We start from the raw sequence: 26,912 nt of genomic DNA, 5'->3' as shown, positions 1-26,912 counted from the left end.
GGGCTGAGGCGGCTTGGTGGGGTGGACATCCTGATCTGCCGGCCAGGACTCAAGGGGAGACGGGCCTGCGGTCAGGATCCTTCGGCGCCCTCGGCCAGGCGGCGATCGTTCAACTGAGCGAGGGAGCCGACGTACTTGAGCATCAGGCGGGCGAACTCCAGGCGGTCGCGCTCGGCCCAGTCGGCGGTGATGTACTCGAACGCCGCGCGCTGGTGGCGCCGGAAGCGCGCCATGAGGTCGGCGCCTTCCGGGCTGAGCAGGAGGACGGTGCGGCGGCCGTCCTGCTGGGAGGCGGCACGGATCAGGTAGCCGGCCTTGATGTTGTCGGTGACCATCCGGCTGGCGACCGAGGGGTCGACGCCGAGGAGTTCGGCCACCGCTCCGACGGTGATCTCCTTGTCGGAGTCCCGGGTGTGCTCCAGGACGATGTTCAGGACCAGGGTGCGGCTCAGGTCCTTGGCCGACATGGGGTTCTCGACCTCCAGCAGCGAGGTGCGGCGCAGCTTGGAGAACGCGGGCCCCACGGCGTTCAGCAGCTCCTCGGCCGTCTGCGGCTCGTTCGTCGTCATGCACCCATCGTAATGTCCGTGAGCAGTCGAAGGCATGTGTTGACGCGAAAATATGTGCATGCAATCATGCATATGTCTACGAGCACGCTTCGACCCCTCCGGGAGTTTCCATGGCCATCCTCATCACCGGCGCCCGCGGCAAGGTCGGTCAGGCCGTCATCAACCGCCTGCACGCCGCCGGCCTGCCCGTCCGCGCCGCCAGCGCCAAGCCCGCCGAGCTGGCCGTCCCGAGCGGCGTCGACGTCGTCGAAGTCGACCTCAGCCGGCCCAAGACCTTCCCGGACGCGCTCGACGGCGTGCGCCAGGTCTTCCTCTATCCCCAGCCCGAGGGCATCGACGCCTTCGTCGAGACCGCACAGGCCGCCGGCGTCGAGCACGTCGTCCTGCTGTCCTCCTCCTCGGTCCTGGCCCCCGACGCCGAGACCGACCCACTTGCCTCGCACAGCCTCCTCGTCGAGCGCGCCCTCAGCACCGCCAACCTGCCCTGCACCTTCCTGCGCCCGGACGCCTTCGCCAGCAACGCCCTCGGCTGGTCCTACTTCATCGGGCACGGCCTGCCGGTCCAGCTCGCCTACCCCGACGCACACATCGCGCCCATCCACCCCGAGGACATCGCCGACATCGCCGTCGAGGCCCTGACCGACACCGCCCTCCGCGGGCGCGCGCTCACCCTCACCGGCGGCCAGTCCCTCACCTTCCGCGAGCAGATCGCCGTCCTGGCCGACGTCCTCGACCGCGACATCCCCGTCGAGACGATCACTCACGAGCAGGCCGAGGAGCAGATGGGCCGTTTCATGCCGGCCCCGATGGTCGGCTCCCTGCTCGCCCTGTGGGCTGCCGCCTGCGCGGGCCCCGCCCCCATCGCCGACACCTGCCAAACCCTGCTCGGCACGCCCGCGCGCACCTTCCGGCAGTGGGCGACCGAGAACGCCGCCGCGTTCACCTCGCGCTGACTGCGGCCGCTCCCGCGCCGTGCTCGGCCCACCCGACTTCACGGAAGGACCATCACCATGAAGCCCATCGGCTACTGGCTCAACCGCACCGACAAGGCCCTCACTCGCTACATGAACGGCATGCTCGACGAGTTCGGCCTCACCCGAACCTCCTGGCAGGTCCTCAGCGTCATCCGCGACACCCCTGACGCCGCCGACACCGACGTCCACACGGCCCTCGCACCCAACGCCGACCTCTCCACCCTGACCGCCGCCGTCGACACCGTTCTCGCCGACGACTGGGCCACCCGCCCCGCACCTGGCCGGCTGGTGCTCACCACGGACGGCCGCCGGCGCCTCGTCGCCGTCGAGGACCGGATCAGCGCCTTCCGCGAACTGTCCATGACCGGCATCACCGCGGAGGAGTACCGCACCGCCGTCAGCGTCCTCGAACGCATGACCCACAACCTCGAAACCCGCTGATCACGGTCGAGGCTTCGAGGTCAGGAGCGAGCTTGTCGCTTCCGTCCGTTGGCACAGAGGTGATTTGCCTGCCGGTCGAGACCGACTCACCGGCTGTGGGGGAGCGTGTGCCGTTGGCGGAAAGGGGTTGATGCGCCCGAACGGGCCTTGAGCGCGGTGTGATGCGGCAACCACAGTGGCCGCCGCCGGGAAGCGCTTCGTTTTGACGCCCCGCGCTTCCTCACTAGGCATCAACCATTTCTCGCCGGCACCGAACCTCGGGAGTATACGTGCAGTGGGCTCCGAACCGTCCTGGCGCAGAGGAGACTTGGGCCTCATGGCAGCTTCCACTCGGCTAGCCGGCCCACCGGCGGACCGCGAGCGACTGGCCGCCTGGGCACTGTCCCGGATCGCGGCGACTGCCGCCGAGGACGCGCACGTGGACGCTGTGATCGACGTCGAGTACGCGGCCCGGGACGCCGAGCCGGACCTCGGCGGCCGGTTCGGCGCCGCCGCCGTGTCGGGCGAGCCCGCGAACCGGCGGCGGGGAGGAACGGAGCGCCTCCGTATCAGGGGAATCTCCCCACTGCGCCTCCGAGAGGAGGACGGCGACGAGCCCTGGGCTGCACTGCTCGACCCGGCGCGCCTGATCAGGGGCATCGGGACGGTGACCGGGGCGCGCCGGGAGGGAGAGTGGGTCGAACTCTCCCTCACCCCGCACCCGTTGTTCGCGGACCCCGCCGACCCATGGCTGCCGCCGGGCGCCCGGCGCCTGACCATCCGGCTCGACCCGGCCACGGGCTTCCTCCGGTCCGCCGCGCTCCACGATGATCAGGGCGTCCTGGCGACCGCACGGGTTGACGACCTGAACGTCCGGGACGCGCGGTCCGAAACCGAAGCGGCAAGGACCCTGGCGCGCATGGCCACCACCCTGCTGGAGCCGGCCCTTCTGACCGCGACGGTCCGCAGGGAGGCCGACCCGCACCACGACCTCTCGCTCGCACCCGCGCCTTCGGCCCGTTCCTGGACGATCACGTGCGACGGGCGGGCACTGACGGTGACCGGTGACTTCGTACCGGACAGGACCAGCCCGGCGGCCGCCCGACTGGCCGAACTGCTCACCCCGGCCCGTATCGTCTCCCACCTGGCACGCGTCAGCGCCACGTCACCGGGAGCCGTCACCGCGACCGTCCGCCCTCTACGTACCTTCCCCCGCAGCGCCTGGGCCCCGGACTCCACCCTGACGTGCCACCTCACCGTGGACCCGGCCACGGGCGTACTGGTCCGAGCCGAAGCGACCGAGGGTCGGCGTACGGTCTTCCGCCACACCGTCACCGCCCTGCGCTCCGACGAGTAGCCGCGTCCAGCGCGTCGTGGCGGCTGCGGGCACCCCATGGCCCATCACTTCACGCAGAGCTCGCGGGAGCCCCAGCATCTCATTGGTCCCCCTTGTCTCCGCATGCGCGCAGAACCTCCGACCTCGCCTGACTCGCCTGACTGTCCCCGGCGTCTTGGGCAGACCAATTCCTCAATAGTCTGTCTAGATATACCTCAAGGTCGGAGTTGAGGTCATGGTCAAGCCCTGGGAGATCCAGGGCGTCTCTCGTCTGATTGATGATCTGTTGTCGATTTTGATATGTAGTATAGCCATTCGGCTCATACTTGGCGAGTGCGCTCTTCATCCAGCCGCAGGCCGAATTGTTCGTCACTTTTGAAAGGCCCCACGAGAACCCCCCGAACAGCACTATGAACCCTATTCCTGCAGCTACTATCTTCCAGACCTCCTTTGCTGGAAGACCGCCCGATTGCCTGGTTGCTTTGCTTTCACCAGCTTGGCCTTCAGGTTCGCTCTGCTCCTGTTCCAGTGTTCTCCGCGTGTTGACAGCGGGGACCCGCCTGACAGGTGATGGTCTATTGAGCAGCATTCTCTCAACCTCTTGTTGCCGCTCGTGCTCTATGGCTGCCCTCAATAAAGCTTGGTGATCCTTCTTCGGTGGTGAGATCTTGGGCTCGGCCTGCGTTCCACCGGGGTTCTGGGAGTGAGGCGGTTCAGCGAGGAGGACCGAAGCTGTGGAAATGCCGAGCCGCTGTTCGGGCTTCTTCTCAAGTAGCAGACGGACGACGGTTTTAAGTGGGTCGCGGGCCTTCACGAGCGGTGGAGGCTCATCCATCAACACCGCGGACATGGATGCCATTGACGTCTCCCTCCGGAACGGGGAGATTCCTTCAATGGCTTGGAAGAGCGTGACTCCGAGGGAGAAGAGGTCACTGACCGGCATGTCGGCCCGTCCCCGGATTCGCTCGGGCGCCATGTACTCCGGGGATCCGATGACTGTCCCCGACACAGTCAGCACCGTGTCGTTCTCGTGCCGGGCGATCCCGAAGTCGGTGAGAAGGATCCTTCCGTCGGAAGCCATCATGACGTTGGCCGGCTTGACGTCGCGGTGCAGGATGCCGGCCCGGTGAGCGGCGTCGAGGGCTTCCAGGAGTGCCCTGGCAACCTTGAGCGCCAGGTCGCGGGGCAACGGGCCATGCCGCCTGACGTATTCGTCCAACGAGCAGCCGTTGACCAGTTGCATCACGATCCACGGGCGGCCGGCATCCACGACGACTTCGTGAACGGTCACGATGTTGGGGTGATCGCGGAGCTTCGCGGCGTTTCGGGCCTCACGTGCGGCACGCTTGAGGCGCTCGTTGTACTCCTCCTCGAACTGCGCAGGCGGGAGCCAGATCTCCTTGATCGCTATATCTACGTCAAGGTGCTCGTCGTGGGCCTTCCAAACCCGTCCGAAGCCGCCTGACCCCAGGCTGGAGATCAGCCGGTACTTCCCACCGACGAGCTGGCCAGGGCTTGCCTCTTGAGCCATCGTCTCCCCCGGGCCCTCGTGACGGCGAGCAGTTGGCTTCGAGCCTACGCAGTGTGCACATAACGGGACCAGACCTCGGCCGAACTCGACAAAGATCAAAATGCAGTCGCCCATGCGATCCTGCGCATTGGGATCGTGGCAGGGACCATCGTGCTGTTGGAGCTGGGCCAGGCCCAGGCAGGTCCGGAGGGCGAAGAGCCGGCCGTGCCCCTGGTGACAACTACCTGCGGCAGCCATCCCGGACATGACAGGATGGGAACGGGCCGCACGATCCCAGGTAAGCGGAACAACTCACCCAACCCATGCGGCGCTTCAGGTCACGGCGCGAGCGGAGCCGCGACGCAGGTATCAGGCCGGAACGGACCGGATCACAACCAACGAGCCGTCATAGAAAGGCTGTTGCCGCAGGGCGCCGAACCGGGCGTCCCATGCTCCGCTGTCCAGGTCGCGCCGCAAATCCGCGGCGAATCGTTCGCGCGACTGCTCGTCGACGAAGCTCCACGCCGAGCACGCCTGTCGAGCACCGGGGTCGAGCAGCATCTCGGGGCGCGCGTAGTACGCCTCGTTGAAGCCGTCGGTGCAGTCGACGGGTATCGGCACCCGGGTCACCGTCGTGTGTCCGCCGAGAGTCTCGGTCAGATCCGCGATCACCGGATAACGGCGCGCCTCCGTGTCCAACACCTCCGGCGCGTACTCGTACAGCCAGAAGTCCCGAACGAGATCAGGGTCGCAGGTCAGCACGACGACGGGGCCGCGCGCCACCCGGCGCATCTCGCGCAGCCCTGCCTTGAAGTCGCTCCACTGGTGCACGCTGAAGGTGGTCATCGCCGCGTCGAACACGTCGTCGCCGAACGGCAGGTTCTCGGCCACGGCATCGACGGCGGCCGACAGGTGTGCGGGGCGCTGGGCACGCATCGACGCCGACGGCTCAACCGCCGTCACCTCCAGCGTCGCCGACTCGTACGACCCCGCCCCGGCCCCGACATTGACCACCGTGCGCGCCCCACCCAGGGCGGCGGTGATCGCCTGCTCGATCCTTGCGTCCGGCTGCCGGTAGTTGGCGTATCCGCCGCCTATCGTTCCGTAGTCCGCGTCCCCTGCGCTGCCGTCCACCCTGCGTTCGCTCATGATCCAAATCTAGCCACGCTGTCAACGCCCTCCACTGATCACCCGTTGGTCCAGTACCAGACGTCCCCGAGTAAGTTCCCCGAAGTCGTCAGGCCACCATCGGCGACCGCGAGGAACGCCCTGGCCACGCCCTCGCCGCCGCCGAGGAGACCCGTATCGGCGGCGTGACCGTCCGCGCCGGCGAACTCGTCACCGTCGACCGCCTCGCGGCCAACCGCGACCCGGACGCCTTTCCGGGCAACCTCTTCGAGGACCTGTTCGCCCCGCTTCCCCGCCCCACCCTCTCCTTCGGCGCCGGACAGCACTACTGCTTGGGCACCTGGCTCGCCCGGACCCTTGCCCAGACCGCCGAGCACCTCCGCCCCTGACTCCGAGAACCCGAAGACATGGCGTCCTCCTTGCGTGTAGGTCACGGAGTCTTCCTACGGGGTGTGGCTGGGCCCGCTCCGGGCAGCGCCCGGCGGCAGCCGCCGACCTGGTCATCGCCTCAACCGCTGGGTCTTCCGGGCCACGCCCCACGCCACCTGATGACGGACGAGCACCCGCCCTGCAGACTCGACATAGGCGGCCCCGAACCCACGCCGAGGAGCGAATCGGAGACAGCCATGAGAGCGGCAGGAGCAGTACCGGCGGACACCGAGGCTTGGGTGGTCGCCCGTCCCGCCCCGGTGGGCGGGATGCGCCCCGGGCCACTGGTGCGGGAGCGACGGCCACTGGACGCACCTGGGCCGCAGGAGATCCTGGTGGAGGTGGAGGCCTGCGGGGTGTGCCGCACCGACCTGCACCTCGCGGAGGGCGACCTCGCCCCCAGGAGGGCCCGGTGCACGCCCGGGCACGAGGTCGTCGGGCAGGTCGTCGCGACCGGCTCGGCGGTCGAGGGGTTCACCGTCGGCGACCGGGCCGGGGTGGCCTGGCTCGCGGGGACCTGCGGCACCTGCACCTACTGCCGCAGTGGTCGCGAGAACCTCTGCCCCGATTCGCGTTACACCGGCTGGGACCGGCACGGCGGCTACGCCGGTCACCTGACCGCGGACGCCCGCTTCGCCTACCCCCTGCCCCAGGGCCCACCCGCCGAGGAACTCGCCCCGCTGCTGTGCGCCGGAATCATCGGCTACCGGGCCCTCGAACGGGCCGAACTGCCGACGGGCGGCTTGCTGGGCATCTACGGCTTCGGCGCATCCGCCCACCTGACCGCGCAACTCGCCCTCGCCCGAGGCGCCCGCGTGGCGGTGTTCACTCGGGCCCCCGCGGCGCGACGACTGGCCCTGGACCTCGGCGCCGCCTTCGCCGGCGACTCCTACGACCCGTCGCCCGAACCACTGGACGCCGCCATCCTCTTCGCCCCCGTCGGCGAGCTGGTACCCACCGCCCTGACGGCCCTGGACCGCGGCGGCACCCTCGCCATCGCCGGCATCCACCTCACCGACATCCCGACGCTCGACTACCAATGCCACCTCTTCCAGGAACGCACGCTGCGCAGCGTCACCGCCAACACCCGGGCCGACGGCCAGGCCTACCTGGCGGAAGCCGCCCGAACCCGCCCGGCCGTCCACGTGACCCGCTACTCCCTGCGACGGGCGGACGAGGCACTTGCGGACCTCGCCGCAGACCGGGTGACCGGCGTCGCCGTACTCCTCCCGGAGTAGGGGGAGCGAGCGGAAGGCCAGGAACAGAGCCGCGTGGGCAGGCCTTCCGGCGTACCGGACGACCTGAGTGCCAGGCGTCGACAGCCCACCGCAACGCGGCGACCGAGCCCCTCGACCAGTCCGCCGACAGGCGTCTCCGCAGGTCAGCGCGCACCCGACCTCAAGCACCGCAAGAAGGGCGACTACCGGGACGTCCCGCTGCCGGCCCGGACCCGGCACAGCCTGCTCTCGTACGCGGACTCGTACGGCACCATCGACGGCTACCTGCTCCGCCGCCCGCTCGACATCGCGAAGCCCTACCCGTCCTACTACCTGCAGAACCAGTGGGACCGGATCAAGCGCGCCAGCGACGTCGACATCCCCGAGGGCATGACGCTCTACGGCCTGCGCCACTTCTTCGCCTCGAACTGCCTCAGCCACGACCTCCCGATCACCGACGTGGCCGAGTGGATGGGGCACAGGAGCATCGACGCGACCGTCAAGATCTACCGCCATCAGATGCCCGGCTCGATCGGCCACGCCGCCCAGGTCCTCGGTCTCGGCCTCGCGGCCTGAGACCCCACGGGGCCCTGTCCCGTACCGGAACGGGGCCCCGACCGTATCGGGCAGGCGCCTTGTGGGCCGGTCGGACCGTCAGGCCGAGAGCAGCTGGTCCATCTGGGAGGTGAAGTCGGGTCCGTAGTGGGTGGTCAGGTCGTCGCGTTGGTCGGTGTAACGGGCTTCGATCCAGCGGATGTTGGGCCTGGCCTGGTTGGTGACGTCGTGGATCTGGATGGCACGTCCAGGCGGACGGCCCGCAACACTTCACGTTTCCCGTAGGACTTCCGGACGTCCACGACGCGCAGATTCATCCGCTCCACGACGTCACCCGGCCCGATGCAGGCGCATGAACAGCCGGTGCGGTGCGAGGACGGCCTGGCGGGCGGTGCGGACGGGGCGTCGGCCGGGGGCCGGATGGAGCTGCCAGAGCGCGGCGACGGTGGCCAGGGTGAGGGTGGCCTGGGTGAGGGCGAAGGTGTCGGCGATGCATTTGCGGGCTCCGCCCCCGAAGGGCACCCAGGTGCCGGGCGGGGGTTTGCCGATGGTGCGCCAGCGGTCGGGGTCGAAGCGGTCGGGGGCCGGGTACAGGTCGGCGCGTCGGTGGAGTTGGTACGGGCTGTAGATCATGGTGGTGCCGGCTGCCAGCCGGTGGCCGCCCAGCACCGTGTCGGTTGTGGTGGTGCGGCTCAGCACGGAGTCCGGTGGGTAGAGGCGCAGGGTCTCGGTGATGATCCGGCCGGTGAGTTCCAGGGCGGGCAGATCGGCTAGGAGCGCAGGGCGCCCGTCGAGTACGGCGGCGACCTCGTCGCGCAGCCGCTGCTGGATGTCGGGGTGGGTACCGATCAGGTGCCAGGCCCAGGAGAGTGTGACGGCGGTGCGTCGCGGTGGAAGAGGGGCTGGATCATCCGGCGCTGACGGCGGTGGGCGGTTGCCGGGCAGGTGCCCAGGCCGTCGCCCGTGATCTCCCGGAGTCTGTCGTAGACGGGACCGCCCTTGTCGAAGGTACGGTCCTCGACCAGGAACCGCTGGACCAGCTCGGGATGGCATACCGCGTACGCCGTCTGCGAGCCCACCTTGATCCGCACCAGATCGCCGTGGTCGGAGAGCCCGGCCAGGAACGCGAGTGGATCGCGGGCGAGCGCCGGCATGTGGCCGAGCAGGGGCCACGCCCCGGGGAGGTCCGCCATCGTGTACGTCGGCGACGCGGTGGCGGTCGCCCGCCGTGCGGCGCCGAAGTACGGGCCGTCGTGGGGGGCGCGTGGCATACGGGCCTGCTTCCGCTGAGAGAGCTGAGAGATTCGAGAGATCTGCCGAGGGGTTGCGGGTGTGCGTGGGGAGCGGGTGGATGAGCGATGGCGTTCGCACCTGACCAACGCGGCGGGATCCCGGCATGTCACGCCCGAGCCTGACGGCGGTGAGCTGCGCCACGTGACCTTTTCGCCGCGCCTGCGGTTAGCGACTGTGCGGGCGGCCCGTCCGCGACGGAGAGACCTTCATGACGATGACCAGGATGGGTTCAGTGACGGCCCCGTGACCACGACAGTCCCCAGCCCGAACCCGGTCGACGGCTGCTTCCTCACCTACGAGAGGGAACAGCCCCGGTTCCGGCCCTATGTCGGCGTGGTCATGCATGCGACCGGCTCGCACCCGAGTCTGAGCCGGGTACGGGAGCAGATCGCCGGCCGCGTCGACCGTATGCCGACCCTTGCCTGCAAGGTCGTCAAGCAGGGGCGCCGGACGGTCTGGGAACTCGACCCCGGCTTCGACCCGCGTCGCCATGTGCACGAGATCCGCACCGAGGACGGCCTCGACTCTCTCGACCGGACCGTGGAGACGCTGTTGAGTAGGCCGATCCCCGCCGACGCCCCGCGCTGGGAGGTCTGGCTCATCCACGGCTACTCCAGTGACACGTACGCGCTCTTCTACCGTGCCCACCACGCCGCCCAGGACGGGCAGGCGGTGTTGGACGCGCTGACGGCTCTCTTCGGGGTGGGTCCGGCCCTCTCTCCCCGGCAGCCTCGCGCCGAGGCACCCGCCGGCCCTCGTACCCGGGCGAACCGGATCCCGCGCACGTGGTCGGAGCGGATTCCGGCGCGGGCGGTGGCCCAGAACGCGGTCGATTCCGTTCGTGGCCTCCGGTCCACCTTGACCTGGTCGCCGCACCGCCCCCTGACCGGCCGAGCGCGGCTGCTGTCGGCGGCCGTGCCGGTGTCCTGGCCGCGCGAGGTCGCGGGAGCCCTGGGGGCCACACCCAACGACGTCTGCCTCGCCGCACTGGCGGAGGCGGTGCGCAGGTGGGTACCCGAGGACTGGCCGGCTCGCCCCGCACCCGGGCGTGAGCTCCACGTGGGCATGCCCATCAGCCTCCGCTACCCGGAGGAACGGTATGCGGTGGGCAACCGGGTCTCGGCCGTCCGCATTCCGCTGTCCTTCTGGGCGGAGTCCCCCGTCGACCGGGTGATCGCTGTGGCGAATGCGACCAGACGCGTGAGGACCGAGGGGATGCGCCGGGTGCTCCGAGCGCAGTTGGAGCTCCTTCCGGAGTGGCTCGTCTATCGCTTCGTCCGGCAGTCCTGCGCCGCGAGCAGCGCGGTGGACAGTTCCGGACTGCTGCGCGTGCCACGCCGCCTGGCGGTAGGAGCGGATCCCATCGAGAAGGTGGTACCCACGCTGTTCCTGCACGGCGAACACCTCTTCGCGGCGTCGTTCGTCTCCTACCGACAACAGGTATTCGTGAGCTTCACCCTCGACAGTGCGCTGGTTGACATCGGTGACCTCGCCGCCTTGTGGGCGGACGCCGTCGAGCGGCTGTGGCGAGAGACGGCGACACCGGTGAAGGGCCACAAGTGAAGGGCGCGGAGGGGTCAACGGCCCTGGTCACCGGTGCAAGTTACGGCATCGGCGCGGACATCGCCCGCGCCCTCGCCGCCCGCGGCCATCATCTCGTCCTGGTCGCCCGCAGCGCCGAACCCCTGGACCGCCTCGCGGCCACCCTGGAAGCCGCCCACGGGATCAGGGCACGTCCGCTGCCCGCCGACCTGACCACGACGGCCGGCCTGGAGCGCGTGGCAGCAGCGGCGCGCGATGCCGACATCCTGGTCAACAACGCCGGTGCGGGCCTGGGCATGTCCTTCGAACGCACGACGTGGGCGGAGGAGCAGCGCATGCTCGACCTCAACGTCGTCGCACCGTCCCGGCTCCTGCACGCCGTGCTCCCCGGAATGCTCCGGCGCGGCCACGGGCGGATCCTGAACGTGTCCTCGGTGGCCGCCACCGGGCCTGTCTGGCAGGGCACTTCGTACGGCGCGTCGAAGGCGTACGGCGTGGCACTGACCGAGTCGCTGGCCTACTCGCGCCGTATCCGCACCTCGCCGGTCGCGCTGACCGCCCTGGTACTGGGGCACACCACCTCGGAGTTCCATGAGCGCGCCGGCATCCCGCCGTCCCCTCCGTCGCTCACCCTTGCGTCGCCGTACGTGGCCGAGCTCGCGGTGCGGGCCATCCTCCGGCGCCGCCCGCCGGTCGTCTGCGTACCGAGCCTCCGCTACAAGCTGGTGGCGGGCCTGCTTCGGCATCTTCCGCACAGGCTTCTGGCCTTGCCCCACCTGGCCGACGACTTCACCGTCACGTCGTACGGAGCCGACCGGCCCTGTTCCGGGCAGCCGGCGTCAGTCGGGGGTGACGGCGAGGACGGCATTCTGCCCGCCGAAGCCCATGGACAAGGACAGTGCCAGTCGTAGGCTCCCCGGGCGGCACTCGGTGGGGATGTCGAGGTCGATCTCCGGATCGGGGTCCTCCAGGTTGGCGGTGGGCGGAATGAGGCCGTGTTCGACGGTGAGGACGGTGAGCACCGCCTCCACCGCCCCCGCCGCGCCCAGCAGATGCCCGGTCACCGGCTTGGTGGACGTCACCGGCGGGCGGTGCGGGAAGAGGCTGGTCAATACGGCGGCTTCCACCCGGTCGCCGACCGGGGTGCCGGTGCCATGGGCGTTGACGTGCGCGACGTCGTGGGCGGTGGCGTCGGCCTGCGCGAGTGCTTCGCGGACGGCTGCCGCGAGGCCGGAGCCGTCCGGGTGGGGCTTCACCACGTGGTGCGCGTCCGAGGACGCTCCGAAGCCCCTGATCCGGGCGCGGGCCCGCGCCCCACGGGCTCGGGCGTCGGCGGTGCGCTCCAGAACGAGCATCCCGGCTCCTTCGCCGATGACGAATCCGTCGCGCTGTCTGTCGAAGGCGCGCAGTGCTCCGGCGGGATCCTCGAAGCGGTGGGACAGGGCGCCGATCCGGTCGAATCCCGTGACGTAGAACGGGGTGATGGTCGCGTCGGCGCCGCCGGCCAGAGCGATGTCGCAGCGGTCCAGGGCCAGCAGGTCCAGCGCCGCGCCGATGGCGGTCGCGCCCGACGCGCAGGCGGTGTTGACCGTGCAGCTGGCTCCCCGGGCCCCGAACTCGATGGTCAGCTGGGCAGCGACGGTGTTACTCAGGGAGGTCGGCACGGCGAACGGCGACATGTTCTGCGGGCCGGCTTCCATCAGCGCGCGGTGCTCGACCTCCAGGGTCTGGGCTCCGCCTGCGCTCGAACCCACGATCACCGCGACGCGCGCGCCGTCCCACCGCGCCGGGTCCAGTCCGGCGTCGGTCAGCGCCTCGCGCGCGGCGAGCAGCGCCAGCTGTGCGCAGCGGTCGGGCTTGCGGGCCCGTGCCCGACCGAGCCGGGCTGGGTCGAAGCCGCCCACGCGGCAGACCAGATGAGTCGGAACCGTCTCCTGTTCGAGCTGCAGTACGGCGGTCGGCAGGCCCTTGCAGACCCGCTCCCAGCCGGAGGCCCGCCCATCGCCGGCCGGGGTCACCAGGCCGACGCCCGTGACGCATGCATCCTGTCGAGCGGTCACGCGGAGGTCACCGGGCTCCGACGAGGGCGGCGACATCCGCGACGGTGCGGGTGGCGCTGATCTCCTCCTCCGTCACCGCCACCCCATTCTCGCGGCGGAGAACCAGAGCCAGCTCGACGACGGCGATGGAATCCAGGCCGACTTCCTCGCGCGTGGCATCCGGGCTGATGTCATCCTCGGAAATCCCGAGAGAAACAAGAACAATTTTCAGTTCATCGTATGACACTTCTTCTCCGTCTCATGGATGGTGCAGAAGACTCCCCAAAGTACCATCCTCAATGGGAACGAACTACCCAAAGAGAACAATGCAACACACGAGCGACCGGAGAAAGTAAAGATGGACATTCTGGAAAAGTGCCGACCGTGGACCGAGGAGCATCTGCGGCGGACCGGGCGAGACTGCTACTTCCGCACGGTCGGCGACACGTTCGACGGCACGGAGGCGGAATTCGAGGGCCGCCGGGTGATCATCGCCGCCTCCCACGACTACCTGGGGCTTTCCGCCGACCCCCGGGTGCGCGAGGCCGCTGTCGCGGCGGTGCGACGCTTCGGCACCTCGCTCGGCGGGTCACGTGCCGGGAGCGGCACGCTGGAACTGCATGAGGAGCTGGAGAGCCGACTGGCGGAGTTCATGGGCCAGGAAGCGGCCGCCGTCCTTCCGTCCGGTTATCAGGCAAATTTGATGCTGGCTCCGCTGCTCACGGACAGCGACGTGGTCTTCAGCGATTTCTTCAACCATGTCTCACTGGGCGAGGCCGTCGCTCTCGGCAGAGCCAAGGAAAGGAAATTTCTGCACGGCAACCTGGATCATCTGGAGGAGCTGCTTCAGGTCACCGACGACACCGGCATTGACGGCGGAAAGATTATCTTCACGGACGGGGTTTTCTCGGCGGAGGGGGACCTCTGCGACCTGCCCGGGCTGATGAAACTGGCGGACTCCTACCGGGCACGGGTCGTCGTCGACAGTTCGCACGACCTGGGGGTGCTCGGCCAGACCGGGGCCGGCGCGGGGGAACACTTCGGGCTCCGCCCCGATCTCGTCACCAGCGCCTTGTCCAAGAGCCTGGCCTCGGTGGGCGGGGTGATCGCCGGGCCCGCCGACGTGATCCGCTACCTGCGGTTCCACGCGCGTACGGCGATGTTCACCGCGGCCGCGTCACCGGCCAACGTCGCCGCCGCGCTGGCCGCGCTGACGATCCTTCAGGCCGAACCCCAGCGACGTATCCGCGTGCTGGATCTCGCCGAGCGGCTGCACAACGGCTTGCGGGCGCTCGGATTTGACACCGGTGCGTCCGTCACACCAGTGGTGCCGGTCCTCGTGACGGGCCGCGAGCGGTGCCTGCGCATGTGGCAGGAGTTGTGCACGGCAGGGGTGTTCACCGCGCCCATGGTCCACCCGATCGTCAGGGCCGGCCGCGAGGTACTGCGAGTCACCCTGACCGCCGCACACACCGATGCGCAACTGGAGCAGGTCCTGATCGCGTTCGAACACGTGGGTAGGAACGCCGGAGTCATCCCCCGCTCCGCACCGGGTTCGCACACCCCGGTACGGATCGCCCACCCAGGCGAGGCTCCACTGTCCGGCCCGGACAACGTTCGACTCGTCCCCTGAGCACCGAGGAGGTCGTGGTGTCGAGGGAATCGGGCGGGCTGCCGGTTCGGCGGCGTGGGGCCTGGCGGCGTGGGTCGGTCGCGGGCGATCCGACCAGGCCCTGCCGCAGACAGTCACACCTGAGATTCGACAAACCCTGAATGCCGCTCCGTCGGGGCACCCCGCCGGGCGGCCGGCATCAGCTCGCGCCGATCCCGGATCACTCCGGACACGTCCACCGCCAGGAAGGCTTCGCAGACCACTGCGAGGGGCATCGCCGCAGGTCAGCGCACCCGACCCCGCGCCTTCAAGGGAATCGACGGCAGCTCCGGGGCCGGGAGTCGGTCGCCGTCGTAGCCGTGCACTTCGCCGAACCGGGAGCCCTTCTCCCAGTCGTTTCGTGCCTGTGCGATCTCCTCGCCGGATCGGGCGATGAAGTTCCACCACATGACGATCTGCTCCTCGAACGGGGTGCCGCCGAGGAGGACGAGGCGGGCCGGGGCGTCGGCGGTGTTGGTGAGGGTCAGGGTGGTGGTGCCGGGGGCGAGGTAGCCGAGGTCGCCCGGGTGGAGGTCGGTGGCGGCGAGGCGGACCTCGCCGTGGTCGACGAGGACGCCGTGCTCGAAGGCCGGGTCGACGGCCAGGGTGACGGTGGCGTGCGGGGCGAGGGTGAGTTCGGCGCCGAGCAGCGGGGTGAAGGTGGGGACGGGGGAGGTACGGCCTGCCAGGGTGCCGAGGAAGACGCGGACCTCGGCGCCGTCCAGGGCGACGGGCTCGGGGACGTGATGGTGGAAGTCCCGTGCGGTGTAGCGGTGTTCGTCCGGCAGCACGACCCAGAGCTGGACGCCGTGCAGCACGGTGGTCGCGGGGGTGGAGACCTCGGAGTGGCAGATGCCGTGGCCGGAGGTCATCAGGTTGAGTTCGCCCGGGCGGACGAAGGCGTGGACGCCGAGACTGTCCCGGTGCTCGATCTCGCCGGAGAAGAGCCAGCTGACGGTCTGCAGGCCGGTGTGGGGGTGCGGGGCGACGTCCATGCCGCCGGTGCGGGCGACGTCGTCGGGTCCGTAGTGGTCGACGAAGCACCAGGCGCCGATCAGCCGGCGGGAGCGGTGCGGCAGGGTGCGGCGGACGGTCATCGCGCGCGGTCCGCCGAGCGGGACGTCGCGGGGGGACAGCACCTCGACGTACGGGTCCTGCTGGTCCTGCGGCGGTACGGCGGCGGGGCGCGGCTCGGTCTCGGCGGTGCTCACGGCGGTGGTCCCTCCCTGGATGGTGTCGGCCGGGTGATGCCGACCTGGCGATGTCGGCCGGGCGGTGTCGGCCGGGCGGTGTCGACTGCTGGGTAGTTCTAGATTCAACTATTATGGCATGGCAGAGTGTCGAACGGCAGCGAGCCAATGATCGCAGTGGGAGTCGAGGAGTCCAGGTGAGTGCTGAAGTGACGGTGGATCCGGCGGAGCGGCGGGTGTTCATCGACAAGCAGAGCCCCAAGGCCTACAAGGCGCTGCTCGCCGCCGCCGAGGCGGCCAAGGAGGTCGCGGCCGAGGCCGGGCTGGACCGGCGGCTGGTGGAACTGGTCAACCTGCGGGTCTCCCAGATCAACGGCTGCGCCTACTGCCTGCACGTGCACACCCGGGCCGCGTTGCGCGAGGGCGAGACCACCCAGCGCCTGGGCGTGCTCCCGGCCTGGCGGGACACCGAGCTGTTCACCGCCCGGGAGCGTGCGGCGCTGGCCCTGGCGGAGGCGACCACGAACCCGGCGGACGCCGCCCTCCAGGCGGCCGCGTACGGGCTGGCGCGGGAGGTGTTCACCGAGGAGGAGCTTTCGGCGGCGATCTGGGTGGCGATCACGATCAACTCCTTCAACCGGGTGTCGATCATGAGCAAGCACCCGGTCCGCCCGATGCCGGGGCTCTGACGTCCGGGGGGCCTGACGCCCGGGGCTCCTGGGATGGGGCGGGGGTCGGTCGGATCCTCCGTTCGGCGCAGCGTCTACGGTGGTGGGAGTACGACCGATTCCTCCCGGTGGAGGATGACGGATCATCACGTCAGGGGCGAGGCTGTGGACTCGGAGGCGGGCGGGGGCCCGCCGTGGACGAGGGGGTCGCATGGTACGTCGTACGGGTTCGGGGCCCGTGATGGTGGTGGCAGCGGCGGTCTGTCTGGCGCTGGCCGGGCCGGTGGTCTCGGCGGGGGCCGTCGAGCCGCCTGCCGCCGTCGTGTCCGAGGATGCCGCGCGGACGGCGGCGCTGAAAGCGGTGACCGACGCCGGGGCGGCCGCGGCCATCGCCGAGGTCCGCGACGAGAACGGGGTCTGGCGCGCGGGCACGGGCGTCGCCGACCTCGCGACCGGCGCCCCGGTGCGCGTGGACGGCCGGTTCCGCGCCGGGAGCATCACCAAGACGTTCACCGCCACCACGGTGCTGCAGCTGGTGGGGGAGGGCCGGCTCGGTCTGGACGACCCGGTGGAGCGCCACCTGCCGGGGATGGTCCCGAACGGCGGGCGGATCACCGTCCGTCAGCTGCTCAACCACAGCTCCGGCCTGTGGGATCCGACCAACGAGCCGGGCGGGCTGTTCCCGCACACCACGGATCCGGGCGAGATCCGGAACTGGCTCGACCAGGGCGGGCTGACCCGCAGCATCACCCCGGCCCAGGTGGTGGCCGCCTCGGTGGCGCACGCGCCCAACTTCCCGCCGGGGGCCAGGTTCAGCTACTCCAACGTCAACTACACCCTGCTCGGCATGATCATCGAAAGGGCGACCGGCCGCACCTACGCCCAGGAGATCACCGCACGCATCCTGCGGCCGCTCGGGATGACCGGAACGTACTTCCCCGGTAGGGCCACCGACATCCGGGGCCCGCACGCCCACGGCTACTGGACGCTTGCCGAGGGCCCGGCCCCGGAGGACCGCAGCGACCGGGACGTCACGGTGGAGAGCGTCACGTGGGCGAACTCCGCGGGCGAGCTGATATCCACCCTGTCCGACCTGAACCGCTTCGAACGGGCCCTGCTGGGCGGGCGGTTGCTGTCGCCCGAGCTGATGCGGCAGATGACGACCACCATCCCGGCGCAGTCCGACGGCGGGCCCGTGAGCCTGTCGTACGGCCTCGGGCTGGCCCGGCTGGAGCTGTCCTGCGGGCCGGTGTACGGGCATGACGGCGGGATGCCCGGGTTCGCCTCCCAGCTGTGGAGCAAGGGGGACCGGCAGGTTGCGATGTCCGTGACGTCCAGGGGTGACCAGGCACAGGCGGTGCAGCAACTCGTCGCGCAGGGCGGCTTCCTGGAGGAGGCCCTCTGCGGCAAGAACCAGGGCGGGGGTGAGGTCCGGCCGAAGCTCGGCTGAGCGGGTCGCGACTGACGCGGTGACCGTCGCGCGCCCTCACCACGGAAGAGGTGCGGGGTCGCCGAAGAGCGCGAAGGGCGCCCACGCGACGGGCTCCGGGAAGCGGCGCCGTACGGCCTGTTGGGCCCGGCGCAGTGCCGCGGTCCTGGAGGCCCCGCGACGCAGCGCGCGGTAGAACTCGCACATCAACTGCACCGTCGGCTCGCTGGGAACGTCCCAGACGCTCACCAGGACGGACCGGGCGCCGGCGATCTCGAAGGTGCGGCGAAGGCCGAACACGCCCTCGCCCGGGTGGTAGGAGCCGAGGCCGGTGACACAGGCGGAGAGCACGACCAACTCGGTGCCGAGCAGGTCGAGGTCGTAGACGTCGGAGGCGGTGAGGACGCCGGTTCCCAGGCTGTCGGCCGGCTTCTGCCCGGCAAGGAAGGTGTTCGCACCCGCCAGGGCCAGACCGGTGCAGAGGAGCGGGTCCACGGCAGGGCCCGGGGTGCGCGCCGCGTCGGGGGTGCCCGCCGGAACGGGAGTGCCCGCCGGAACGGGAGTGCCCGTCGGGTCGGGGGTGCCCGTCAGGTCGGGGGGTGGGCCGCTCGGTGAGTCGGGCCCCGGTCCCGCGCCCGGTCGTCGGGTACCGGCCGGGCGCAGCGGTTCGGCCAGGGCGTAGCCGTGCGTCGCCAGGTGGAGGATCAGCGGACTCCGGGCCGTGCGCAGCCGGGAGGCCGAGGCGTCCGGGCCGGTGTGCAGCTCGGCGCCGATGTGGTCGGCGATCCACCGCCCTTCGGCCCCGGTCTCCGGCAGTGGTGCGAACGGGCCCCCGTCGAGCCCGGTGCCGCCGGATCCGTAGTCGATGTCGGCGAACACGACCGGCGGCGCGGGGCGGGGCCCGTAGCGGCCACGCAGCAGGTCCCGGCCGGTGGTCAGGAAACCGATCTCGAACGTGTCCAGCAGTCGGCTGCCGTCGGGCGAGGGGAGGGCGGCGAAGGGAAGGAGGTTGAGGCTTCCGTCCGGCGAGATGAGCAGCCGGTGGACTCCGGTCAGGGCGGCGTCGATCCGTTGGATCAGCACCCGGTGGAGTTCCAGACCCAGCGCCTGTTCCCCGGTGTCCTGGTCCCGGAGGAGCTCACGCCAGCGTCGGACGCCCTCGTCCAGTGCGCCGGCGGTGTCGTGGGCGAAGAGCCGGGGCGGTGACCCCGGTGTGAACACCAGGCTCAGTACGGCGGCTTCGTCGCCCATCTCCGCCCGGTAGTACTCGACGAGCGCGGTACCGGGCGGGAGGGCGGCGGTCACCGCCTGCCAGGTCGGCAGGGCCGTCCGGGTAACGCCGGGGTCGGGGTCGGAACCGGGGTTGGGGCCAGTGCCGGAGTCGGGCTTGGGGCCGGCGCCGGGGTGAGAGAGCCGGTCGGCGAGCAGCATCTCCAGGCGGCCCTGCCGCGCCCTGAGGTCCTGCACGCGCCGGCCAGCGTTCGGCCGCAGGGAGTCGTCGTCGAGCGTCAGACGCCGCAACTCGTGCCGCACGGCGCGGAGTTCGGTGGCGACGGCCGCGATCCGAGGCTCCGGGCCGTTGGACAGCATCGCGCGGTCGCGGGCCACGGCCTCCGCGACGACGGCCTTGCGCCGCAGTACGGCGTTCGCCAGGAGCTCCAGCAACTCCGCGCCCGGCTCCAAGCCGGTGGTGGCGAACAGGACGACGACGAAGGTGTCCAGTCTGCCGAGGAGGGTCCGTGCGTAGGCCAGCCGTTGCACCTCGGAGGAGGCGGCGAAGACCTCGGCCAGGTGGGCGTCCTCGATGTCGAACTGCTCCCGCAGCAGGGCGGCGGCCTCGCCGGACCTCCCGGTTTCGAGGCAGAGCATCCCGAGGCTGAACAGCGAGTCGGTCATCGCCACCCGGTTGGGGTCCGCCAGTTGGTGCCTGCGGGCGATCACGGCACGGTAGAGCTGTTCCGCCCGTTCCCGTTCGCCCAGGGAGTGGTGCACCAGGGCCAGGAGGTCGAAGGTGGTGAGCTGGTCCTCGGTGGCCGTCTCGGGGGTGAGGTGCGCTGCGGCGGCCCGGGCGTACGCCAACGCCCGGGCGAGGCGTCCTTGCCGGCGACACCGCTGCCCGATGCCGGTCCGCAGCGAACGCAGCAGTTCGGGTGTGGTCTCCGGGTCGTCGGCGGCCGCCGTGAGTGCCGCGTCCAGGTGCTCGTCCGGGACCTCCAGACCGTACCGGGCCGTCGCGACCAGGGCCACCGCCGCCCTGAGAGGTGAGGGGCGGGGGCGGGCCCGGGCCACCTCGGCGGCCTGGAGCGCCAGTTCGAGGGCCCGGGCGGCGTTGCCCAGGCGGTCCTCCTCGGAGGCCTGCTCGATCAGCGTCCGGAACGTCACATCAGGGTCGTCCGGTTCTCCTCCGGCCTGCGGGCGGGCGTCGTGCGCGAGTTCGAAGAGCATCCGCCTGCTCGGGGAGCGGCCGTTCTCCTGCTCCAGGGCCGCGAAGTTGCGCAACATGACGGCGGAGGGCGCCGCCTCCGCCGCCAGTTCCCGGTAGATCGACCGGGCGACGGCGGGGTCGCCGTGGAGCTGGTGGTAGGCGGCGAGGTTGCCGCGCGCCTCGGCGAGGTGCGCGGCGGCCGAGGGGCCGGCCGCCGTGAGGAGTTCGACCGCTTCGGTCAGCACGGCCTCGGCGCGCGGATCGCCGTCGAGGGCCAACAGCTTGCCCAGGTTGGCGAGGGTGATCCCCAGGTCGATGTCCGGCATCCGCGCTTCACACCGTGCCTCTCGACCGCACCCGCTCACGCCCTTCGGCGCCGCAGTTCGACCGCTTCCTCCAACAGCGCCCGGGCCGCCGCGTCGTGCCCTGCCCTGTGCAGGGTGACGGCGATTTGGTTCAGCGTCCTGGAGAGCGCGGCCGGGTCCGAGCCGAGGATCTCCCGGGCGTAGCGTTCCGCGGCCTTCGCGAACTCTCCCACCTGACCGGGGCCTTCCGCTCGGCGCAGTGCCTCGGCGTAGGTGGCGAGCCAGGGCGGCAGCAGGGTGACCGGTCCGTGCTCCTGGACGTGGTGCACGGCCATGCCGGCGACGGCGAGCGCGTCGGGATGGGCGCCCGTCTCCTCGGCGATGCCGTGCATGGTGGCGAGGTGGCGCAGGCAGCCCTCGGCGTCCTGCATCCGGTGGCACAGCTCCTGGGCCGTGCTGGTGTACTGCCAGGCCTGCTGGTGCCGGGACAGCCGGCGGGCCAGTCCGCCCATCCACTCGTAGCAGGTGGCCTGTCCCACCTCGGGCGGCCTGGACAGTACCTGCCCGCTCGACAGGAGCCCGGTCACCAGCGCGAGCGCCTGCTCGTGCCCGCCCTGCCGGGAGAGTTCTTCGCACTGGGCGAGGGTCCGGTTGAGGGTCTCCGAGACGGCGACGCCGGGCAGCGGGACGCCCAGGCGCTCGGCGACCGCGAACGACGCCCCTCCGTACCGCTGCACCGCGGCCGGGTCGTGGCGGAGCTCCGCCGGTACGGTGAACCGGGCGGGGAAGTCGGCGCGCAGCTGGTCCCCGTGGAGCCGGCAGAGCCGGTCCAGCAGCGCCGAGTCCCCGGCGCTGACGGCTGCTTCGAGCTCGTACCAGAGGTGAGCGGTCATCTCATGCTCCGACGTCCTCGTAGGTGAGTTCCGCGAACACATGACTCTCGGCCGTCCTGGTCTCGGCCGCCCTATCTGCCGCCGTCCCGCCGACCGGGCTCCCGACCGGGCTCCCGACCGGGCTCCCGACCGGGTTCCCGCCGACCGGGCTCCCAGGCGTGCTCCCGGGCGTGCCCCCGGCCGGGCCGCGGCCGCCGAACTCCTTGCGGCCGAACAGCCGGGGACGCACGCCGGACACCCGGAACAGGGGTGTGAGGCCTTCCGGGGCGATCACCTTCACGCCGACGCCCTTGGACCCGACGATGCTCAGCCCCGCGGACGCGGAGGCGAGCGGGATCGTCCCCGAGAGCGCCTCCGCGGAGGCGGCGAGGTCGATGCTGGCGCCCTGCTGCTGGGAGACGAGGATCACGGCGGGGCCGGTGGCGACCACTTCGGTGACCACGACCTGGGTGCCCGGCCACCGCCCGGCCGCCGCCAGGTCGAGCACGCGCCGCCCGAGCGCCTCGCGGTCGGCGATCTCGCTGATCCGGCACGACCGCGCCTGGAAGACGATGCCGTGCCGGCGGCTGAACGACACCGCGATGCGGGCGAGCGGCCCGCCCTCGGCATCCGTCGAGACGGCGACCTCGGCGGCCGAGCTGTAGTCCAGGTCCACGCCCCGCTCGCGCTCCCGCACCGCGAATCCGATGCCGAGTTCGGCGAGCGAGGTCAGCCGCTCGAACCGGTCCCGGTGCAGGCGGCCGACGTCGCCGAGTTCGAGGTGGGTGTTGGGCAGCCAGCTGGACAGGTAGTCGAACTCCGCGCGGAGTTCCTCCGAGTACTGTTCATGGATCGCGGGCACGCACCCTCCCCCTGGACGCCGGAAGCGCCGGCAGTCGGCATCGTAGGCCAGCGCCGGGACCGGCGGGGCGCAAACGGGGACTCCCGACTTCGCTGCCTGGCAACCGCCGCTGCACCGGCGGCCGGGCGGGCCGACACAATGGTGTTCCGGGCCGGGGGAGCACGTCAGGTGTCAGGTGAAGGTGCCAGGTGCCGGGTGTCAGGTGTCAGGTTTCAGGGGGAGGGGAGCGCGTGTGAACGTGGCCGGAGGGCTGGTCGACGGCCGGTACCGCCTCGCGGCGCCGCTGGGGCGCGGCGGCATGGGGGAGGTGTGGCTCGCCGAGGACGTCAGGCTCGCCCGGCGGGTGGCGGTGAAGTTCCTGCCCCGGGGCCTCGACCCGGAGGAGGACGGGGAGGCGGTGGCCCGCTTCCACCGCGAGGCCCGGGTGGCCGCGGGGCTCCAGCACCCCGGCCTGGTCCAGGTCTTCGACAACGGCGAGCAGGACGGTCAGCTGTTCCTGGTGATGGAGCTGCTGCACGGCCGGGACCTGCGCACCGTCCTGCGGGAGGACGGACCGCTGCCGGTGCGCCGGGCGGTCGAGCTGGCCGCGCAGACCGCCGAGGCGCTGTCCTGCGCCCACCGGGCCGGCATCGTCCACCGGGACGTCAAACCCGCCAACCTGATGCTGCTCCCGGACGGCCGGGTCAAGGTCTGCGACTTCGGCCTCGCCGGCTACCTCCGCTCGGCCACCGGCCTGACCCGCTCGGGCGTCGTCATGGGCACCCCGGACTACATGTCCCCCGAGCAGTGCCGGGGCCGGCAGGTGGACGAGCGGTCCGACCTGTACGCGCTGGGCTGCGTGCTGCTCGCGCTGCTCACCGGGAAGCCGCCGTTCCCCGGCCGCCGGGACGTCTGGGCGGTGCTGCAGGACCACCTGCGGACCCCGCCGCCACGACTGGCCGAGCGGCGCCCGGACGTGCCGGAGGCGCTGGACGGGCTGGTCACGGAGCTGCTCGCCAAGGACCCGGCGGACCGGCCGCGCTTCGCCGGGGAGGTGGCCGACCGGCTCAGGGCGCTGCTCGCCCCGGGTGCTCCGGTACCGGTCCCGGTCTCGGCCCCGGCCCCCGGCCCGCCCGCAGCTTCCGCCGCACCCGTCGGCCCCGGGTACCGGATCGAGGTGTTCCAGAACGAGTACCAGCCGCCGGACACGACCGAGGTGGACGCGATCCTGACCGTGCACGGCGCCGCGCTCGACCAGGCGCACGCGGTGGTCGCGGCGCCGCAGGCCGTGGTGTTCCTGGTCGGCCTCTCCGAGGGTCTCGCGCCGGCGGACTTCCGCGCCGTGACCGACGCGGTGGCGGCCGCCGTCGACACCCTGGACGACGAGGTCCGGTTCGGCATCGTCGAGGGCTCCGAGTACGCGCGGATGCTCTACCCGGACACCAGGCGCCTGGTCCGCGCCACCCCCGCGACCAAGGCCGAGGCCCGCGCCGCGCTCGGCGGGCTGGCGCGGCTGCGCGCGGCCGCCTTCGGGAGGTGGATCCGGCTGGCCGACCAACTGCTCGCCGGGCACCAGGACGCCGACCGCACCGCCGTGCTCCTGATGGACGGACGGGACGACGCCGAGGAGCCGGCCGAACTCGCGGCCGTGCTCGCCTCCTGCGCGGGCCGCTTCCGCTGCCACGTCCGCGGCATCGGCACGTACTGGGAGGTCGCCCAGGGCCGCGCCGTCTCCGCGGCACTGGCCGGCACCCTCGACCTCGTCCGGCTGCCCGACACGCCCGAGGCGGCCGCCGTGATGCGGCGCGAACTCACCGGGATCGTCCAGGGCAGCCGTCGGGCCCGCGGCCGCGACCTCGCGCTGCGCGTCACGACGCCGGCCGGAGCCGGGGTCGGCTTCCTCAAGCAGCTGGTGCCCGCGCTGGCGGACCTGACCGCCGCCGGGCACCCGGTCGGACCAGGCGCGACGGAGTACCGGGTGGACGTCCCGGACGGCAGCACCTGCGACTACCACCTGCAGGTTCTGCTGCCGCCCGGCCCGGCCACCTCGGACCTCACCGCCGCCACCGTGGAACTCGTCCAGCTCCCGCCGGCCGGCGACGGCCGGACCCTGACCCGCGCCGAAGTGCGGTTCGTGCCCACGCCGGAGTAGCGGAGGCGGACAATGGCAGACGTGACAGACATGACGCTCAACCTCTGGCGGCAGCCGCTCGGCCCGGTGGCCGCCGAGGTGCTCAGCGCGGTGTGGGACCGCAACGACCTGACCGTGCTCATCCTCGCCGAAGGCGCGCTCTCCGAACTCCCGCCCGGCATCAGCCGGTTGATGCGGCTGCGCACCCTCGACCTCGGCCACAACCTGTTCACCGAGGTGCCCGCCGAACTGACCCGGCTCACCTGGCTCCGGGACTTCCTCTACCTGCACGACAACCAGCTGACCGTCCTGCCGGACGACATCGGGAAGCTCACCGAACTCCGCTACCTCAACGTCGGCGAGAACAAGCTCACCGAACTCCCGTTCGCTGTCGGCAAGATGACCGAGCTGGTCGAACTGCGCGCCCAGCACAACCGGCTCACCGCCCTGCCGGAGTCCATCGGCGCCCTCGGCGAGCTGCGCGAACTCTGGCTGCGCGGCAACGAGTTGACCGCCCTCCCGGCCTCCTTCGGACTGCTCTCCGAACTGCGCGAGCTGGAACTGCGGGAGAACGCCCTCGCCGAGCTGCCCGCCGTCCTGGCCGGACTGCCGCGGCTGCGCCGGATCGACCTGCGCAGCAACGGGATCACCGCACTGCCCGACTGGCTGGCCGACCCGGCCGCGCTGCCCGCGTTGGAGAAGCTCGACCTGCGGTGGAACGACGTCCAGGTGACGGAGCGCGTGCGGGAGGCGCTCGCCGAGCGCGGCTGCGCCCTGCTGATGTGAGCTCTCCCATAAAGATCAACACGAACGTCCGGGTGCTGCTACCGTGGAGGGCATGAAGCGCGCTGCACTCGCCACGACGACGCCGGAGAGAGTCCCGGCGCGCTGACTGCTGACCAAGTCCGAAGCCCCGGGGCGAGTGCCCCGGGGCTTCGTCGTTCCCGGTCCCACTCGCCCGCACAACCCGAGTGGAGACCACCCCGATGAACGACCGCCTCGCTCCCGCGAACGACCACCCTGCGAACGACCGCCCTGCGAACGACCGCCCTGCGAACGACCGCCCCGCGCACGACCACCGCAAGCTCGGCCGCGAGCTCGACCTCTTCGACACCGACCCGCTGATGGGCTCCGGCCTGCCGTACTGGCTGCCCGACGGCGCCGCGATCCGGCACACCCTGGAGGAGTTCATCCGCGGCCGCGAGCGCCGGGCCGGCTACCGCCACGTCTACTCGCCGGTGCTCGGCAAGCGCGAGCTGTACGAGATCTCCGGCCACTGGGACCACTACCGCGAGGACATGTTCCCGCCCATGCAACTCGGCTCGGAGGAGATGGTGCTGCGCCCGAGCCTGTGTCCGCACCACGCGCTGATCTTCCGCTCCCGCCCGCACAGCTACCGCGAGCTCCCGCTGCGGATGGCCGAGTTGGGCGGCATGTACCGCTCCGAGCTGTCCGGTGTGCTCGGCGGCCTGACCAGGGTCCGGGCGATCCAGCTGAACGACGCGCACGTCTTCTGCACCCCGGAGCAGGCCGCCGACGAGGCCGTCGCCGCCCTGGAGCTGATCCGCGAGGCGCACCGGGCGCTCGGCATCGTGCCGGTCCGCTACCGGCTGTCGCTGCCCGGCGAGGGCGGCAAGTACGTGGCCGACCCGCAGCTGTGGCGGCGGGCCACCGCGCTGCTGACCGACGTGCTGGAGCGCTCCGGGGTGCCGTTCGAGGCGGCGGAGGGCGAGGCCGCGTTCTACGGGCCCAAGATCGACGTGCAGATCGCCGACGGTGCCGGGCGCGAGTTCACCCTCTCCACCGTCCAGATCGACTTCCACCAGCCCGAGCGCTTCAACCTGCACTACATCGGCGCGGACGGCGCCAAGCACCGCCCGGTGATGGTGCACCGCAGTGTGATCGGCAGCGTCGAACGGGTGGTCGCCCACCTGATCGAGCTGTACGGCGGCGCGTTCCCGGCCTGGCTGGCGCCGGCCCAGGTGGTGCTGCTGCCGATCTCCGAAGCCGAGCTGCCGCAGGCCGAGCGGCTGCGGCAGCGCTGCCTTGACCTCGGGCTGCGGGCCGAGGTCGCCGGACCGGAGCACGGCAGCCTGGGCGCCCGGATCCGGGAGGCGCGGTTGGTGCCCTACCAGGCGGTGATCGGTGCCAGGGAGGCCGCGGACGGCCGGGTCGCGCTGCGGCTGCGGGACGGCCGCCGGCTGGAGCCGATGGCGGCCGAGCAGGCCTGGGCGCGGATCGGCGCGCTGGTGGCGGACTGCAGCGCCGAGCTGTGGCGGGACGCGCCGGCCGGGTGAACCGGGGGCTGCAGGTCTTCCACCGCCCAGCGACCGGTCATCGCCGAGCGACCGGCCACCGCTGAGCGGCCGTGCCACCGCTGACCGCCGG

Annotated in this window: 25 protein-coding genes; 14 read left to right on the top strand and 11 right to left on the bottom strand. The window is 71.3% G+C overall.

The features are described 5' to 3' along the window. Positions 1-71: 71 nt before the first annotated feature. Positions 72-569 (bottom strand): MarR family winged helix-turn-helix transcriptional regulator, encoded by a 498-nt coding sequence (locus tag ACZ4W5_RS18180; protein WP_465655460.1) that lies wholly within the window; start codon positions 567-569, stop codon positions 72-74. Positions 570-679: 110 nt separating this feature from the next. Between ACZ4W5_RS18180 and ACZ4W5_RS18175 the strand changes: the two genes are divergently transcribed. The 3 genes from ACZ4W5_RS18175 to ACZ4W5_RS18165 all read left to right on the top strand — a co-directional run bounded on the left by ACZ4W5_RS18175 (position 680) and on the right by ACZ4W5_RS18165 (position 3,320). After that, the gene (locus ACZ4W5_RS18175) at positions 680-1,522 is read left to right on the top strand and encodes an SDR family oxidoreductase (RefSeq protein ID WP_465655458.1); all 843 of its coding nucleotides are present in this window, start codon (positions 680-682) and stop codon (positions 1,520-1,522) included. A gap of 57 nt (positions 1,523-1,579) precedes the next feature. After that, positions 1,580-1,984: a MarR family winged helix-turn-helix transcriptional regulator gene (locus ACZ4W5_RS18170; protein WP_360232677.1), complete on the top strand. Its 405-nt coding sequence runs from the start codon at positions 1,580-1,582 to the stop codon at positions 1,982-1,984. Between the two features lie 316 nt (positions 1,985-2,300). Then, a complete protein-coding gene (locus ACZ4W5_RS18165; RefSeq protein ID WP_465655456.1) occupies positions 2,301-3,320 on the top strand; it encodes a hypothetical protein in 1,020 nt (339 codons plus the stop codon). A 79-nt stretch (positions 3,321-3,399) separates the two neighbouring features. On the opposite strand, the gene ACZ4W5_RS18160 is transcribed toward ACZ4W5_RS18165, so the two are convergent. Both ACZ4W5_RS18160 and ACZ4W5_RS18155 read right to left on the bottom strand, forming a co-directional pair. Beyond that, positions 3,400-4,830 (bottom strand): serine/threonine-protein kinase, encoded by a 1,431-nt coding sequence (locus ACZ4W5_RS18160; protein WP_465655454.1) that lies wholly within the window; start codon positions 4,828-4,830, stop codon positions 3,400-3,402. Between the two features lie 348 nt (positions 4,831-5,178). Next, entirely contained in the window at positions 5,179-5,958 is a 780-nt protein-coding gene (locus tag ACZ4W5_RS18155; protein ID WP_465655452.1) for a class I SAM-dependent methyltransferase, read from the bottom strand. A gap of 164 nt (positions 5,959-6,122) precedes the next feature. Here ACZ4W5_RS18155 and ACZ4W5_RS18150 point away from each other — a divergent pair, with 164 nt between their 5' ends. From ACZ4W5_RS18150 to ACZ4W5_RS18140, 3 genes are all read left to right on the top strand, one after another. Beyond that, entirely contained in the window at positions 6,123-6,326 is a 204-nt protein-coding gene (locus ACZ4W5_RS18150) for a hypothetical protein (protein ID WP_465655450.1), read from the top strand. A gap of 237 nt (positions 6,327-6,563) precedes the next feature. Next, entirely contained in the window at positions 6,564-7,604 is a 1,041-nt protein-coding gene (locus ACZ4W5_RS18145) for a zinc-dependent alcohol dehydrogenase family protein (protein WP_465655448.1), read from the top strand. Positions 7,605-7,637: 33 nt separating this feature from the next. Beyond that, the gene (locus ACZ4W5_RS18140; RefSeq protein ID WP_465655447.1) at positions 7,638-8,159 is read left to right on the top strand and encodes a tyrosine-type recombinase/integrase; all 522 of its coding nucleotides are present in this window, start codon (positions 7,638-7,640) and stop codon (positions 8,157-8,159) included. A gap of 309 nt (positions 8,160-8,468) precedes the next feature. On the opposite strand, the gene ACZ4W5_RS18135 is transcribed toward ACZ4W5_RS18140, so the two are convergent. Then, positions 8,469-8,969, bottom strand: a complete 501-nt coding sequence (locus tag ACZ4W5_RS18135; protein WP_465655517.1) for a cytochrome P450 — start codon at positions 8,967-8,969, stop codon at positions 8,469-8,471. 17 nt (positions 8,970-8,986) lie between these two features. Beyond that, complete coding sequence (locus tag ACZ4W5_RS18130) at positions 8,987-9,409, bottom strand: cytochrome P450 (RefSeq protein ID WP_465655523.1); 423 nt, start codon at positions 9,407-9,409, stop codon at positions 8,987-8,989. A gap of 265 nt (positions 9,410-9,674) precedes the next feature. On the opposite strand from ACZ4W5_RS18130, the gene ACZ4W5_RS18125 reads away from it, so the two are divergent. Continuing rightward, positions 9,675-10,994: a wax ester/triacylglycerol synthase domain-containing protein gene (locus ACZ4W5_RS18125; RefSeq protein ID WP_465655445.1), complete on the top strand. Its 1,320-nt coding sequence runs from the start codon at positions 9,675-9,677 to the stop codon at positions 10,992-10,994. Next, positions 10,991-11,884, top strand: a complete 894-nt coding sequence (locus ACZ4W5_RS18120; protein WP_465655443.1) for an SDR family NAD(P)-dependent oxidoreductase — start codon at positions 10,991-10,993, stop codon at positions 11,882-11,884. The genes ACZ4W5_RS18125 and ACZ4W5_RS18120 overlap by 4 nt, the downstream gene beginning before the upstream one ends. On the opposite strand, the gene ACZ4W5_RS18115 is transcribed toward ACZ4W5_RS18120, so the two are convergent. Together ACZ4W5_RS18115 and ACZ4W5_RS18110 are read right to left on the bottom strand one after the other, a co-directional pair. Next, positions 11,813-13,033 carry a beta-ketoacyl-[acyl-carrier-protein] synthase family protein gene (locus ACZ4W5_RS18115; RefSeq protein WP_465655441.1) on the bottom strand — a complete coding sequence of 407 codons (1,221 nt, stop codon included), beginning with the start codon at positions 13,031-13,033 and terminating at the stop codon, positions 11,813-11,815. The genes ACZ4W5_RS18120 and ACZ4W5_RS18115 overlap by 72 nt on opposite strands. Positions 13,034-13,040: 7 nt before the next feature. Further along, on the bottom strand, positions 13,041-13,259 hold the full coding sequence (locus tag ACZ4W5_RS18110; RefSeq protein WP_360232650.1) for an acyl carrier protein: 219 nt from the start codon (positions 13,257-13,259) through the stop codon (positions 13,041-13,043). Positions 13,260-13,370: 111 nt separating this feature from the next. Between ACZ4W5_RS18110 and ACZ4W5_RS18105 the strand changes: the two genes are divergently transcribed. After that, entirely contained in the window at positions 13,371-14,645 is a 1,275-nt protein-coding gene (locus ACZ4W5_RS18105) for an aminotransferase class I/II-fold pyridoxal phosphate-dependent enzyme (protein WP_465655439.1), read from the top strand. A 263-nt stretch (positions 14,646-14,908) separates the two neighbouring features. On the opposite strand, the gene ACZ4W5_RS18100 is transcribed toward ACZ4W5_RS18105, so the two are convergent. Continuing rightward, positions 14,909-15,874 carry a pirin family protein gene (locus ACZ4W5_RS18100; RefSeq protein WP_465655437.1) on the bottom strand — a complete coding sequence of 322 codons (966 nt, stop codon included), beginning with the start codon at positions 15,872-15,874 and terminating at the stop codon, positions 14,909-14,911. Between the two features lie 176 nt (positions 15,875-16,050). Between ACZ4W5_RS18100 and ACZ4W5_RS18095 the strand changes: the two genes are divergently transcribed. After that, positions 16,051-16,542, top strand: coding sequence for a carboxymuconolactone decarboxylase family protein (locus ACZ4W5_RS18095; protein WP_465655435.1), 492 nt, complete (start codon positions 16,051-16,053; stop codon positions 16,540-16,542). 190 nt (positions 16,543-16,732) lie between these two features. Further along, on the top strand, positions 16,733-17,971 hold the full coding sequence (locus ACZ4W5_RS18090) for a serine hydrolase domain-containing protein (protein ID WP_465655433.1): 1,239 nt from the start codon (positions 16,733-16,735) through the stop codon (positions 17,969-17,971). Positions 17,972-18,007: 36 nt separating this feature from the next. Here the strand turns inward: ACZ4W5_RS18090 and ACZ4W5_RS18085 are convergent, their stop codons facing one another. The 3 genes from ACZ4W5_RS18085 to ACZ4W5_RS18075 are packed head-to-tail and all read right to left on the bottom strand — an operon-like array spanning position 18,008 to position 22,414. Continuing rightward, positions 18,008-20,701: a CHAT domain-containing protein gene (locus ACZ4W5_RS18085; RefSeq protein ID WP_465655431.1), complete on the bottom strand. Its 2,694-nt coding sequence runs from the start codon at positions 20,699-20,701 to the stop codon at positions 18,008-18,010. A 35-nt stretch (positions 20,702-20,736) separates the two neighbouring features. Next, positions 20,737-21,573 (bottom strand): hypothetical protein, encoded by an 837-nt coding sequence (locus tag ACZ4W5_RS18080; protein ID WP_465655430.1) that lies wholly within the window; start codon positions 21,571-21,573, stop codon positions 20,737-20,739. A 1-nt stretch (position 21,574) separates the two neighbouring features. After that, positions 21,575-22,414 (bottom strand): hypothetical protein, encoded by an 840-nt coding sequence (locus tag ACZ4W5_RS18075; protein ID WP_465655428.1) that lies wholly within the window; start codon positions 22,412-22,414, stop codon positions 21,575-21,577. Positions 22,415-22,646: 232 nt separating this feature from the next. Between ACZ4W5_RS18075 and ACZ4W5_RS18070 the strand changes: the two genes are divergently transcribed. The 3 genes from ACZ4W5_RS18070 (at position 22,647) to thrS (ending at position 26,821) form a co-directional block, all read left to right on the top strand. Next, positions 22,647-24,545 carry a serine/threonine-protein kinase gene (locus tag ACZ4W5_RS18070; protein WP_465655426.1) on the top strand — a complete coding sequence of 633 codons (1,899 nt, stop codon included), beginning with the start codon at positions 22,647-22,649 and terminating at the stop codon, positions 24,543-24,545. Between the two features lie 30 nt (positions 24,546-24,575). Next, on the top strand, positions 24,576-25,310 hold the full coding sequence (locus ACZ4W5_RS18065; protein WP_360232878.1) for a leucine-rich repeat domain-containing protein: 735 nt from the start codon (positions 24,576-24,578) through the stop codon (positions 25,308-25,310). A gap of 200 nt (positions 25,311-25,510) precedes the next feature. Continuing rightward, positions 25,511-26,821 (top strand): threonine--tRNA ligase, encoded by a 1,311-nt coding sequence (thrS, locus tag ACZ4W5_RS18060; RefSeq protein ID WP_465655424.1) that lies wholly within the window; start codon positions 25,511-25,513, stop codon positions 26,819-26,821. Positions 26,822-26,912: the final 91 nt, after the last annotated feature.

The sequence above is a fragment of the Kitasatospora sp. NPDC029367 genome, from assembly GCF_055569135.1.
The sequence above is the reverse complement of the archived record's forward strand: the minus strand, read 5'-3'. Positions and strand labels throughout refer to the sequence as shown.

Bases quoted from the DNA above. Each gene is read 5' to 3' on its own strand.
- ACZ4W5_RS18155 (WP_465655452.1), bottom strand. From the start codon at position 5,958: ATGAGCGAACGCAGGGTGGACGGCAGCGCAGGGGACGCGGACTACGGA.
- ACZ4W5_RS18165 (WP_465655456.1), top strand. From the start codon at position 2,301: ATGGCAGCTTCCACTCGGCTAGCCGGCCCACCGGCGGACCGCGAGCGA.
- ACZ4W5_RS18160 (WP_465655454.1), bottom strand. From the start codon at position 4,830: ATGGCTCAAGAGGCAAGCCCTGGCCAGCTCGTCGGTGGGAAGTACCGG.
- ACZ4W5_RS18085 (WP_465655431.1), bottom strand. From the start codon at position 20,701: ATGCCGGACATCGACCTGGGGATCACCCTCGCCAACCTGGGCAAGCTG.
- ACZ4W5_RS18105 (WP_465655439.1), top strand. From the start codon at position 13,371: ATGGACATTCTGGAAAAGTGCCGACCGTGGACCGAGGAGCATCTGCGG.
- ACZ4W5_RS18065 (WP_360232878.1), top strand. From the start codon at position 24,576: ATGACGCTCAACCTCTGGCGGCAGCCGCTCGGCCCGGTGGCCGCCGAG.
- ACZ4W5_RS18145 (WP_465655448.1), top strand. From the start codon at position 6,564: ATGAGAGCGGCAGGAGCAGTACCGGCGGACACCGAGGCTTGGGTGGTC.
- ACZ4W5_RS18180 (WP_465655460.1), bottom strand. From the start codon at position 569: ATGACGACGAACGAGCCGCAGACGGCCGAGGAGCTGCTGAACGCCGTG.
- thrS (WP_465655424.1), top strand. From the start codon at position 25,511: ATGAACGACCGCCTCGCTCCCGCGAACGACCACCCTGCGAACGACCGC.
- ACZ4W5_RS18175 (WP_465655458.1), top strand. From the start codon at position 680: ATGGCCATCCTCATCACCGGCGCCCGCGGCAAGGTCGGTCAGGCCGTC.
- ACZ4W5_RS18080 (WP_465655430.1), bottom strand. From the start codon at position 21,573: ATGACCGCTCACCTCTGGTACGAGCTCGAAGCAGCCGTCAGCGCCGGG.
- ACZ4W5_RS18170 (WP_360232677.1), top strand. From the start codon at position 1,580: ATGAAGCCCATCGGCTACTGGCTCAACCGCACCGACAAGGCCCTCACT.
- ACZ4W5_RS18130 (WP_465655523.1), bottom strand. From the start codon at position 9,409: ATGCCACGCGCCCCCCACGACGGCCCGTACTTCGGCGCCGCACGGCGG.
- ACZ4W5_RS18090 (WP_465655433.1), top strand. From the start codon at position 16,733: ATGGTACGTCGTACGGGTTCGGGGCCCGTGATGGTGGTGGCAGCGGCG.